At 41.0% G+C, this 13,040-nt stretch carries 10 protein-coding genes and 1 other RNA gene; all 11 read right to left on the bottom strand.

Annotated features, from left to right (window positions below; all coding sequences use genetic code 11):
• Nucleotides 1-257: a transfer-messenger RNA gene (gene ssrA / locus JG770_RS09385) on the bottom strand; the annotation flags it as partial.
• A gap of 6 nt (nucleotides 258-263) precedes the next feature.
• Nucleotides 264-731, bottom strand: a complete 468-nt coding sequence (gene smpB / locus JG770_RS09380; protein WP_291958199.1) for an SsrA-binding protein SmpB — start codon at nucleotides 729-731, stop codon at nucleotides 264-266.
• Nucleotides 732-828: 97 nt separating this feature from the next.
• A complete protein-coding gene (gene spoIVA / locus JG770_RS09375; RefSeq protein ID WP_291958197.1) occupies nucleotides 829-2,304 on the bottom strand; it encodes a stage IV sporulation protein A in 1,476 nt (491 codons plus the stop codon).
• A gap of 81 nt (nucleotides 2,305-2,385) precedes the next feature.
• The gene (gene plsY, locus JG770_RS09370) at nucleotides 2,386-2,982 is read right to left on the bottom strand and encodes a glycerol-3-phosphate 1-O-acyltransferase PlsY (RefSeq protein WP_291958194.1); all 597 of its coding nucleotides are present in this window, start codon (nucleotides 2,980-2,982) and stop codon (nucleotides 2,386-2,388) included.
• Nucleotides 2,983-2,994: 12 nt separating this feature from the next.
• The gene (gene der / locus JG770_RS09365; protein ID WP_291958202.1) at nucleotides 2,995-4,308 is read right to left on the bottom strand and encodes a ribosome biogenesis GTPase Der; all 1,314 of its coding nucleotides are present in this window, start codon (nucleotides 4,306-4,308) and stop codon (nucleotides 2,995-2,997) included.
• A 1-nt stretch (nucleotide 4,309) separates the two neighbouring features.
• A complete protein-coding gene (locus JG770_RS09360) occupies nucleotides 4,310-5,620 on the bottom strand; it encodes a DUF512 domain-containing protein (RefSeq protein ID WP_291958191.1) in 1,311 nt (436 codons plus the stop codon).
• Between the two features lie 3 nt (nucleotides 5,621-5,623).
• On the bottom strand, nucleotides 5,624-6,778 hold the full coding sequence (locus JG770_RS09355; RefSeq protein ID WP_291958188.1) for a glycosyltransferase family 1 protein: 1,155 nt from the start codon (nucleotides 6,776-6,778) through the stop codon (nucleotides 5,624-5,626).
• Nucleotides 6,779-7,691: 913 nt separating this feature from the next.
• Nucleotides 7,692-8,315: an ATP-binding cassette domain-containing protein gene (locus tag JG770_RS09350; protein ID WP_291958185.1), complete on the bottom strand. Its 624-nt coding sequence runs from the start codon at nucleotides 8,313-8,315 to the stop codon at nucleotides 7,692-7,694.
• A 65-nt stretch (nucleotides 8,316-8,380) separates the two neighbouring features.
• Nucleotides 8,381-10,387, bottom strand: a complete 2,007-nt coding sequence (locus tag JG770_RS09345; RefSeq protein WP_291958182.1) for a DUF6619 domain-containing protein — start codon at nucleotides 10,385-10,387, stop codon at nucleotides 8,381-8,383.
• A gap of 106 nt (nucleotides 10,388-10,493) precedes the next feature.
• Nucleotides 10,494-11,177, bottom strand: a complete 684-nt coding sequence (locus JG770_RS09340; RefSeq protein ID WP_291958180.1) for a reverse transcriptase domain-containing protein — start codon at nucleotides 11,175-11,177, stop codon at nucleotides 10,494-10,496.
• Nucleotides 11,178-11,767: 590 nt separating this feature from the next.
• Entirely contained in the window at nucleotides 11,768-12,934 is a 1,167-nt protein-coding gene (locus JG770_RS09335) for a M56 family metallopeptidase (RefSeq protein ID WP_291958178.1), read from the bottom strand.
• Nucleotides 12,935-13,040 lie beyond the last annotated feature (106 nt).

Here is a 13,040-nt window from a genome sequence, read left to right as displayed (position 1 = left end):
CCCGATCACAGGATATGCAATCAGCTAGCTTCATATAATCCCATCTGCCGCAAAGCTTAGGCAGACTGGTTCCCCGCTACATCGACGCCCGGGTCTTACACTGCGGGAAGCGTAAGTCGGACGTTAGCTGCGTTAAGCAGCTAAAGCTAATTCTGCGTTATTGTTCGCAATTACTTTTTTGTTCGGGTTTTATAGTGGTCCCGGCCACTGCTCGCTGCTCTCGACACCATCATCCCCGTCGAAACCAATACGCCCCCATATTATTAATAACGCTGACGCTCTTTAAACTCCTTCTCAATATCGAGTTTGGCGTCGCGTTGCGCTATAGCCTCGCGTTTGTCGTATATTTTTTTGCCTTTGGCCACCGCCAATGCTATTTTGACCAGACCATTTTTCAAATATACTTCCAAAGGTATGAGCGAATAACCCTTCTGCTGCACATACCCTATAAGTTTATTTATCTCGTAGCGATTTAACAGCAACCTTCTGTCGCGTTCGGGATCAACATTAAATATATTGCCCTTTTCATATGGGCTTATATGCATCCCCACTAGCCATACCTCGCCGTCGCGCACTACGGCATAGCTATCTTTTAAATTGAGCCTGCCCATACGTATGGACTTTACCTCTGTACCGGTCAGCGCGATGCCCGCCTCATATACCTCTTCTATGAAGTAATCGTGGCGGGCTTTTTTATTCTGAGCTACTGTTTTAACGCCTTTATCGTTCATTATACCTTCCCCTTTAGGAAACAGAACCCTACCTGCATAGCACAGATAGGGCTAATTCCTATTATTATTATACACTTTTTATGCCCGATGTCAAGGGCTACAATATTATGCATATCAGGCTGCCGCTGCCTTCGTTTATGATGCGTTGTAATGTTTCCTGAAGTTTCATCCTCGTATCCTCCGGCATACGCTGCAATTTATTATCCAATCCTTCTTTGACAAGATCGTGCAGCGATTTGCCGAATATATTGGTTTCCCATATCTTTGCCGGGTCATTTTCAAACTCTTTCAGCATATAATTGACCAGTTCTTCGCTCTGCCTTTCAGTGCCCACTATAGGCGATACCTCAGTTTCTATATTGGCCAAGATCATATGTATGGAAGGAGCCTCGGCCCTTAAGCGTACACCGAATCGGCCGCCCTGCTTTACTATCTGAGGCTCCTCGAGCGTCATTTCCTCCAACGTAGGTTCTACTATGCCGTAGCCCCTTTCGCGCACGTCTGCAAGGGCTTTGGCGATTCTGTCATACTCCCTTTTTGCGTGGGTCAACTCTTTCATAAGCCCTATAAGCTGATAATCTTCATTTATCTCATAGCCGCACTCATCGCTCAGTATTTTGTAGAACAAACCTTCCTTAGGCGATAACTCGGCTAAAACCCTACCTTGCCCCAAAGATATATCTTTCAAGTCAATGCCCTTTATATCGCTTATATCGGCAAACAATAGCGAAATTTTTTGGGCATCTCTCACCGTATCTATATCATCCAGATGCTGCTTAAGCCGATCGATCATACCGCTTATAAGCCAGTTTTCTTCTCCCAAAGCCTCCAGCCATTTGGGCATCTGAATATTTATCTCAGTCAATGGGAATTCAAAAAGCAGCTTCTCTAATATTGCCTCTATATCGGCCACAGTCATATTCAGCACATCTATGACCAATACCGGCGTATCGTACTTCTCTTCCAGCGCATCACGCAGTTTCTGCGTATCCTGATCGCCAGGTTTGGCTGTATTAAGCACGATTACGAACGGCTTATGGACCTGTTTTAAAGCATTGACCGATTTTTCTTCGGCTTCTATATAGCTGGAACGCGGTAACTCGGTTATACTACCGTCAGTTGTCATCATGATACCTATAGTAGCGTCTTCTATAACCTTCCTTGTACCAAATTCGGCTGCTTCCTCAAACGGGATGGGCTGATCAAACCATGGCGTCTTTACCATCCTCGGAGCATTATTTTCTATATGCCCTAATGCCCCTTTTGCCAAAAATCCTACGCCATCCACCATCCTTACTTTCATTTTAGCCACATCTTTAATGGCTATCTCGACAGCCTCGCTGGGTACAAATTTAGGTTCGGTGGTCATTATTGTCCTGCCGGCAGCACTTTGCGGCAGTTCATCCTTCGCCCGTTCCCTTTTATGCTGATTTTCTATATTGGGCAAGACCAATAGTTCCATAAAGCGCCTTACGAATGTCGATTTACCGGTCCTCACTGGTCCTAACATGCCTATGTAAATATTGCCCTCGGTCCGTTCTGCTATATCCTTATATATATCGAAACTTTCCATTCACCCGCAACCCCCTCGATAAAATGTGGCTTGTATCCAAAATTCATCTAGGGTATATATATGGGCAAATGAAATTTAATATTACACTTTTTTTGCCTTTTCCCCCAATTTAGATTCGCTGCCGGCTAACAAGCGCTTTATATTGCTGTTATGCCTAGCTATTATCATAACGCACGTAAATATAGAGAACAATATAAGCCACGGATCCGGGCTAATTATCAATACTAAAATAGGGTATGCTATGGCGGCTATGATCGAACCAAGAGAAACATAACGCGTCACCAGTATTATTACGCCGGCTATGAGCAATATAAGCAGGCCTATAAGCGGTGATATGACAAGTGCGGCGCCTAACGTAGTGGCCACGCCTTTACCCCCGCGAAATTGAAAATAGACAGGCCAGTTATGGCCGATTATGGCGGCCATACCGGCCAATACCGCTCCCCATTGTCCTCCCAGCCATCGGCCTATAAGCACGGCTATAACGCCTTTTAAGAGGTCAAAAACCAGCGTAATGGCACCGGCTCGCTTGCCCAACACCCTTGCTATATTTGTAGCGCCCGCATTGCCGCTGCCATATTGCCTGATATCAATACGTCCCAACGTCCGACCGACTATAAGCGCAGTAGATATGCTGCCTATTAAATAACCTATTATAATAGCTATACCTATCCCCATAGCTTCTCCTTCCTATTCTTTGCGTGCTCTTACGGCTATCCTTATAGGCGTGCCCTCGAATCCAAAATTGCGGCGCAGGTAATTCTCCAGATAACGTTCATATGAAAAATGCATGAGCTCCGTATCGTTTACAAAGAACACGAAAGTCGGCGGCCTCACAGCTACTTGGGTCGCATAATATATCTTGAGTGAACGGCCTTTGCCGGACGGAGGAGCGGATATGGCGATCGCTTCCCTTATCACATCATTTAGTACGCCGGTAGATATTCTAATACTGCACTGTCCAAATACATATTTAACCATTGGAAGTATCTTATCCATACGCTGGCCCGTTTTCGCCGATATGAAAAGAACCGGAGCATATCCTATAAACCCCAACTTTTCAGCTATCTCCTGCTTGTATTGGTTAACGGTCTTATTATCTTTTTCTATTAAGTCCCATTTATTCAACAAAATAATAAGCCCCTTACCCTTTTGGTGAGCGAAACCGGCTATTTTAGCATCTTGCTCGGTAACACCTTCCACCGCATCTATAACCATTGCGGCAACGTCACTGCGTTGTACGGCTTCCAGTGCTCTGGATACGCTATACCTTTCAACCGCTTCGTTTATTTTGGCTTTTCTTCTCAGCCCTGCCGTATCTATTAAAATATACCTGTCGCCCTCATGCTCGATGAGTACATCTATGGCATCCCGCGTAGTTCCCGGCCGTTCGCTTACTATGACGCGCTCTTGTCCTAACAGCCTGTTAACTATGGACGATTTACCGGCATTCGGCTTGCCTATGACCGCTATCTTTATAGTCTCCTCATCTGCTATTTCCGCCGAAACATTTATATGCGCCACTATTTTATCCAATAAATCTCCAATGCCGAGGCCATTACCGGCAGATATAGGTATAGGATCACCTAAACCCAACTTATAGAAATCGTATAATAAGTCCTTTCTGTTGAAATTATCCACCTTATTGCATACAAGCAATACTGACTTATTGGACCGCCGCAATACATCGGCCACCTCTTCATCGGCAGATGTCATTCCCTCATTGGCATCCACCACGAGTAAAATCACATCAGCGGTATCGATCGCATATTGAGCCTGTTGGATCATCTGATTCACTATGCTGTCCTTGCCGGAGAAATCCATACCGCCCGTATCGACCAATGAAAATGCCTTGCCTGTCCATTCCGCATCGGCATATATTCTATCTCTGGTAATGCCGGGCGTATCGTCTACTATAGAAATACGCCTGCCGACTAAACGGTTGAAAAGCGTTGACTTGCCCACATTCGGCCTTCCTATAATAGCTACCGTTGGCTTATCTATATTATCTATATTTCATCACCTCTCTTAAAAATGCTTCTCCATCGACATCCACCACCCGCACGCGCGTATTTAGCGCTTGTCGGACATCATCTAGAGTCGTATCGTCTAAAAATACGGTTTCTCCTTCTCGCAACATACATTTAGGTATCAATAATACATCCCCCAAATCCATGTTTCTCAGTTGCTCTATTATATCCCTGCCTACCACCAATCCGGCCACTGTGACCGTCTTGCCAAAATAATTATTTTTTATGGGATAAACATTAATATCTACACCATAATCGTCGGCCAACTTGCGGCTAAGCCCTTGCATAAAATCGGCCGCCGATAAACCGGTAGCCACAGATAAACGAGCTTTGGTATGAGCATCGCTTTTATATCGTTCAAGGCCTTTATAAAATTGCCTTTCGAACATTGCCAGCAATCCCACGCCGTTTTCCAACTGAGGAAAGTCTTCATATGACTCATATGGCGGCCAATGCCTTTGTGCTATAAGATAAAATTCATCGGCCGCAAAGACCCAGCGAGTACCTAATCTATCAAAGCACAGGCTTTGCCACCTCTCGACCTGTTCCAACACTGCCACCGCAGTATGCTGCTCATATGGCCTTAAAGGATAAAGCCTTTGCCTATGCTCGGTGAGACCCACCGGTACAACTGCAAGCGATTGAAGCGACGGCCACAGTTCCATAAGCCGCTTTATGCTATCATCCAAGACATCGCCATCGTTTATGCCAGGGCACAGCACCATCTGGCCATGCACTATTATATTATGTTCTTTGAAGCGCTGCAATATATTCACTATATTATCGGCTTCCGGTATGCCGAGCATAAAAGAGCGCACCTTTGGATCTACCGCATGTATAGACACATAGAGCGGGCTTATATGCATCTTTGTGATGCGGTCTATATCGTGCTCGGTAAGATTGGTAAGGGTAATGTAATTACCGTCTAAAAATGATAACCTCCAGTCGTCGTCTTTATATTTTAAAGTCGGGCGAACGCCTTTCGGCAATTGATCCACAAAGCAGAATATACAACGATTCCGGCACACCCGCTCTTTATCCATAAGAGGATTATCAAATACCAGACCTAAGTCCTCGTCATAATCCTTTTCTATAACGATATTTCTTACACAGCCGTCCTCTCCCTTTATCTCCAATTCGATACGCTCATCGGCTATGAGAAAGCGATAATCGAGCACATCCTCTACAGGCATACCATTTATAGTTAAAACAGCTTCTCCCTGCTTTATACCGTATAATTTAGCCAGGCTGCCATCCATCACATCCGCTATATAATGACCTTTCATGTATTATATCAATACCACCGTTCCATCTTCTGGTTGTTTTAACACGCTATCATATGCTTGAAGCAACGTCTCAAAAACTGAATCCCAAGTAAGGGTTAATGCATATTGTCTAGCATTATAGCCCATACGCTTGCGCATATATTCATCTTCTATAAGCCTGCCTACCGCGGAAACAAATTGCTGTGCGTTATTCGAATGCACTAGAAATCCGTTGTACCCGCTTTCCACATTATCTTTCACACCACCGGCTGCGACTGCCACAACCGGTAGTCCCGAAGCCATGGCCTCCAGCACCACATTACCAAATGTTTCGGTAAGCGATGGAAAAACAAATACATCTGCCGATGCATAAACCTGGCTCAGTTCTTCACCGAAAATATATCCCGTATATACGACGTTATCCGGCATGACGCGTTTAATATGCTCTAAATAAGGACCGTTACCAGCCATTATAAGCTTTATAGAATCTTTATACTGGCGGTTGAGCATATTCATAGTATCGACCAACAAATCCATGTTTTTCTCTCGGCTTATTCTCCCCACATATAAAAGCCCCACTTTATCCTTTAGTCCATATTTCTCGCGCAAGCTTTCATTTCTTTTATCAGGACTGAATACCTCCGGATGTATACCATTGGGGCACACCTCCACATTATATATACCATGCCTTAATAGCTCGTTTTTGGTCGCATGCGATGGACACAAACTAAGTTGGCATTTGTTATGAAACCATTTGATGTAACCCCATAAACCAATCCCTATTAAGTTGGCATAATAATACCTCATATACTGTGCATAATTTGTATTGTAAGTCGTTACCATAGGTATGCCCATCTCCTTACCGTATAACAATCCGCACAGTCCTATGGTAAACGGCGTTATTATATGTATAATATCGGGATTAAAGTCCTTTAACAGTTCTTTTACCCTCATATAATTCGGCACCGATATGCGGGATTCCTTGTAAAATATAAAGCTCATGCTTTTTAATCGGATTATCCGCCCCTTGAATCCGCTATCATCGACGCGGCTGTATCGTGGCGCAAATACCATATACTCTATATCATGGGCGTCAAAGTATCTCAGCTGCTCATCCAGCACCTTAGCCACGCCATTGACTTGAGGCAGAAAACTATCAGTAAATATAGCTACTTTCATAAAGGCGATGAACCTCCCTTCCTCGGTCAAATTCTACATTTATATTATACCATATACTGCACGCTATATCACAATAATTCTTTCAGGTATGAAGCATGAAAATAAGAAGAGCGATAAATAGAGGCTAGAAGATTGGCGAAAATAAATTTTTTCTCAAAAAAGTGCTGGATCTAAATTTACCCATATGTTATGATAGTATTGGAAAGTTAGGGATAATCATTGATAAACGATACTATCATAACATTTCCCAGCATAACCTTCACCGACCAAGATATTGAGCTCATCAAATGGGCTACAAAAACATACTCATTATTATCAAAACAAGAATATGAATGCGCATATAGAATCATTTCACTTGATACTAGAATATGAGTGTTATAGTCGGTATGAGTTTGAGAGTTTTATGAAGCATTTATGAGCAATGGTGTGAAAATCAAAGAATTCAGTGCATAATCTCCGGAATTAGGGGTCAAGCCGCTTATAAAAGATAGAGATGTTGTATATACGTTAACTCAGAGGATGGATAAACGCAGACGCAGGGTTATGTATATACATGTAGGCGAAAAATGGCATATGATTGATGGAATAGGGTTTGAGTGATCGCAGAAGATAGATGGGTTGCCTGATATCAATCGGCTGATCCACGAGGAAGGCTGGGATATCATATATTAAGCTAGCATTAGTTTAGGGTGCCGGAAACGGTGCCTTTTTTGTTAGCCTCTTCTGCCATCTTTTTTGGCTAATGTACTATCAAATCACGTGGCTTACAACAGTTACGACTTGCTTTCGCAAACCTTTGAGTCCTTACCTCCCACTATATACCCGTTTTTGTGTACAGCTATTTATTCTATATAACTTATATAACAGCTCAAGGTAATCCCTATCATTGACGTTATCCTGCTTTTTTAAAAATTTAAAAACATTCCATATTTATGACTTTATCACATACTTGTACAAGACGTTCATCATGAGTGGCAAGTATAACGATTGCTCCTTGTTTTGCGCATTGATGTAATAACGCCATAACCAGTTCACGATTATTAGCATCGAGTGATGCCGTTGGTTCATCGGCATATATGATAGATGCTTTTTTAAAAATGGCCCTAGCAATTCCTATACGTTGCTTTTCTCCTCCAGAAAGAACTATTGCAAGGTCTTTTTCTCTACCGTCCAACCCCACCTTTTGGAGTATTTCTTTTACTTCTTTATTTTTTGCTGTTACCTTGTTCAGTGTGATATTATATGCAACATTTTCATCTTCAATAATTCCATAATCTTGATAAATAAATGCCGCATTTTCATGCCAAAATTTAGTTTTTTGTTTGTCACTCCATTTAGTTGCGTTTTTTGTATCTATGAAAATTTCTCCGGTATCCGTTGACTGTATCAATCCCAAGGTATTTAACAATGTAGTTTTTCCGCACCCGGATTTTCCCGTTATAGCTACCATTTCTCCTGTTTTAATAACAAAGGAAATATCAGAAAAAATTTTCTTTCCACTAATTGTTACTGTTATGTTATTTACTCTAATTTCCATGATTATCTCCTTCTATTGCTATATAGCAGTTTCAAATAATTAAAATAAATTCTTTGTAATACTTACTATTCATTACGACGTGAAACTTTAAAAAACGCTTTTCTTGTATACACATGATAAGCAGCAAAATTAGAAATACAATATAAAAGTGTAATAACAATGGCCACACATATTAGAACTAATATTTCTGGTCGTCTTAGTGCAAAAGAAAGTACACTACCGCCAAGAATAGTTACAACTATAATAACTAGCTCTTTTTGGAAAGACGGTGCTATAATATTACTATATGATTTCCCAAATGTATGCAAAGCAAATATACGCTTCTTATTAGAATCTGCCCATAACTGAGCTTCCATGATTCCTGCAAAAATCATAGCTATAAAAATAAGAACACTTGCTACAACATAATATCCGGCTTCCTTGCCAAATTGCTGTGCCTGTTCCAACGCAACATCTGCAATAGTATCTATGGAAACAACATATTCTTGAATGGGTGAATTCACTAATGCTTTACGTAAAATATCTTCATCTGAAAAAACAATATTTCCACTTGACAAAGCTGCTACTATGAAACTTTCTCCCTTAAAAGTCGATATTGGATTTTCAACTAATATTATCAATGGTCTTTTTGCTTGAACAGTGCTGCCGCCACTGGCAACATTTGGAGGTAAAGCTAAAAACTTCTCCCCTGTAAATTCATAATATCCCAGTCCATCAGGCTGAACAGTTTCAGCTTTTGTCCAAATAGGAATTTGTGCATTTAAAAAATCTCTAAGTGGTTCTTGTAAGTCTCCTAATGATACCTTGGTTAATTGTCCTCCTTTTCCTTTTTCCTCAATTCCTATGTTAAAAGAATTTATCCATGCCTTATCGGCTATAATTATATGGTCATATCCACCATATTCCTCCGGATTTAAAGCAATGGCTGAATCAATGACAAAAGAAAGACTTAGATTATTTTCTTTTATCATTTGATTACAAAATTGTTCCACAAAAGGAATCATTTCTTCGGTTACCAATGGGTCTGTATAACTAAATCCAATTCTGACATTGTTTTGCATATTTTCCCACAAAGAATATTCCTTAGATAATTCTTTAACTATATATGCGGAAGTAAGTGTACTAGGTACAATAAGTAAAGCTAAAATAACAGATAAAACACGTGTTATTGTTCCTAATAGTTTGAATTCCTTTAATGGGATTTCTCTTTTAGATAAATGTTCAGTTTTCGGACGTACTAATACCGATATTAAGTATATCAATATTGACGAAAGTATCAAAAGAAAAATTAAACCTAAAAGATTTTTTGATAATACCAAAAAAATTTGGTTGATACTGTTTGAAATTCCAATATAACTTAATACTACAATTAAAGCAATTATAAATCCAATAGCTACTTTCAAAAGAATTGAGAAAGTATCTTCTATATGAATACGTTTAACGCTAATTCCACCTAATAATCTAATAGTTCTTGCTTTAGCATGAGTAAGAAACCAAGTAATCAATGTTGTTATAAACAACAAAAATGCTGTCATGATCGCATTTCCAATTCCATTGTGGACTAAATAACTATAAATAATTTTCACAAAACTCTCTGGAAGATACCAAGAAACAGATATGCCGTTCTCAGAACACCATTTATCTATTTCATTTTTAAAATTTTCAGTTCCCTGTATGGCATATGTACCATATAAAGGTCTTGTTCCCATATCAGTTGATGAAATCAACTCCCCTGTAAGGCTTGAATCAAGCCAATATATCTCTGAATCTTTAACGATTATATCGTTGGACACTGGGGCCCTTGAACCAAACCAAATTATATCTTTTTTATCTTCATATTCTTCAGAATTAGTAACGACCTTTACCAGAACACCATTATTGTCATCAGTAATTTCGTTTAGATTGTTTATGATTTCCTCCTTCGCTATATTTTGTGTTGTAATGTTTAATTCAAATCTATCTGTAGTATTAAAAGGGAATTGTTGTTGTTCAACTGTTGCATATTGAAAAATAAGTAAAAATACAAAAAGAGCAAATAAAAAACTCGTTAGGCGAATACTGTATTTAACCATAAGAATATATCCTCCGGGCAAATAATTAAGAGTACTTTCGAAAATTTCGAAAGCGCTTAAAATCTATGTCAAAGGCTCGACTGTTTATGTCTTATCATTCACCATACTAAAAGTTTCCGTAGAGAGCCCAATGCGCAAACATCCTAGGTTCTCTTTTTCTTACCTGTTTCAGCCACTCTTCGGCTCTGCGTCGGTATTCGCCGTCTTCCATTATCCCTGATTTTAGAAATCGGGTGATGTACCTGCTGAAGTTCTTGTCGTCGGTATCACGTGCGATGAATTCCATCAGCTGTTTCTGGTCTACGTTATCGAAGAATCCTTTGATGTCTGCTTCAAGCACATAGCTCACTTTGCAGCTTCCGATTAGGCGGTTGAGTTCTCTGACAGCGTCATGACAGCTCTTGTTCGGCCTGAATCCGTAGGATGTGTCTAGAAATATGCTTTCATACACCTCGTTCAGTATGTCCGCCATGACCGCGGCTACTAGTTTGTCTTCGTAGCATGGTATCCCGAGCGGTCGAAGCTTTCCGTTTGCCTTCGGTATATAGACTCGTCTTGCGGGTTGGGGGCGATAGCTGAACTGTTTCATCCTCGCTAGGAGGGCTTCAACGTTTTGGTCCAGATTCTTGTCGTACTCTTCCCACGTCATCTTGTCTACTCCCGATGCCTTGTCTTTAGGCATCTCCCTGTGCTTGGCTTTGAGCGTTTCGGCATTTACATAGCTTATTAAATTCTGCACCTTTCCGTATCTGGCTATGATGTCACTTATTTCTGCTCGCTTTGTTCCCATTTCTTTTCGTGCCTCCTGTGCAGTGTTCATGTTTCTGCTCTACAGAAATGTGTGTTAGCTGACCCCTTCGCTCCGCACACTTTCATGTGTTTCATGGCTACTATGAGTCAGTCCGACTTCTCGCAGGTCATTTGTTCGGCTCCGTTTACAAAACGCTTACCTCCCATACTCTTTCGAGAACCTTCGAGACCTCCCGGGTACGCTGGATATACCTCGCAAGCTCGCCACGCTCTACGACCCCGGCCGAACCTCCGCATTCTTGCCATGTCGTTTGCGGATTGTTGCCTGCTGCCTTAATGAGGGCATCGGCTTCGACTTAATTAACTAACGGGGCTGAATTGCTTCACGCTTCCGCATTGCGGCTCTCTTGCTCCCCCTCTTCACGCTTAAGCCTTGTCTCGCGGTTTCAGCTCCAGAAGCGGGTACCGGCTGTTGGCTGGACTTTGCCGGACTCGGTATCTCACCGAGCTATATATCTAGCGCCGAACCGGCGCACCCTTAGGATCTGTCGTATTTTTATTATACACTATTTTCTTTACGACAACTATCCTAACATATAGGGCCAACATGATTAACGTTTTAGACACCCATCAATTTGCACTGAAGCTATTTTCATAAATATCAAAAAACTGACTAATTGTCACGCCCTGCTTTCGTATGGCCTGTTCCTTTGTCGTAAGTTGCCAACCATAGATCTTATATAAGTCATAGTTGTTCTTACTAACAGGATCCAAATCAAATTCCTTGGCAATCTCAGCAAATCCGTCTGCGTAATCTTTTTTTGCTTGTGCAAAAGCAGCATCAGGGTTTTTGAAAACAGGCATTCCATCTCTATTTGCGCCAATAGCATAAGCCTCAATTCCACTACGAACAAAGTCGCCACCGAGATTATCAATATACTCATATTCGCTAACAACTTTGCTCTTACCAGAGACAAGGGGATTTGAGATAAACCCCACACAAAACAATACAACTATAATTGCCGCAGCAAACACCATCCATAATAGAGGCTTTTTATAATTCATTACATTCTTTATTCTCCCTTTTATATCGCCCTCACCAAACGCAAGGGGTACCCCGGCAATAATTTTTCTTCCCGTGCTTAAGCTTAATAATAAGGCGGAATAGTCCGCTCGTATATCTGTATCTATTTGTTTCATAACGCTTTCGTCGCAAGACATTTCCATATCCTTGCCGGATAAGATAAATGCAACCCATACAAGCGGATTGAACCAATGAACAGAAAGTGCCAGAAATGCAATTATTCTTATGATATGATCATAACGCCGAATATGCGTCTGCTCATGCAGAATAATATAATCCTGCTCCTGTTCTGAAAGGGCAGATGGCAAGAAAATCTTTGGAAATATCAAACCAATTACAAAAGGTGATTCAACATGATCAGTCAAGTATATATTGTCACGAAGTTTTACCGCTCCTATAAGTTGTCTGCGTAGCAGTAGCAAGGAAATTATACTGTAAATAAGAATAACAGCAATACCAGCTAACCAAGCTAATGTTATTATAGATATAATAGCCTCCAACGGGTCAGCAACTAATTGTTTCTCGCCTTGGGGTAACGTACTGTTTATGATTTCGTTTACTCCGGAAATGAGAAAGTCCACTTGTGGTGTTTCTGCATGTACAATGTTAGTAGGAATATAAGCTATACTTCCATCTGTTGAGGCTCGAATATTTAACATAGATAGCAAAGAGAAATTCGAGGTAAAAGATATAGGACAAATCAGCCGAAACAAAACCGCTGAAGATGTCCAAAATTCCGTGGAATTTGAAGTAGCGGTTCCTGCCTCTGCGGGTATATAATATACCTATAAGAAAAGAATCATGGAGGAGGAACCGTTC

It is taken from the genome of Mahella sp., assembly GCF_020054945.1.
GTDB lineage: Bacteria > Bacillota > Clostridia > Mahellales > Mahellaceae > Mahella.
The sequence above is the reverse complement of the archived record's forward strand: the minus strand, read 5'-3'. Positions and strand labels throughout refer to the sequence as shown.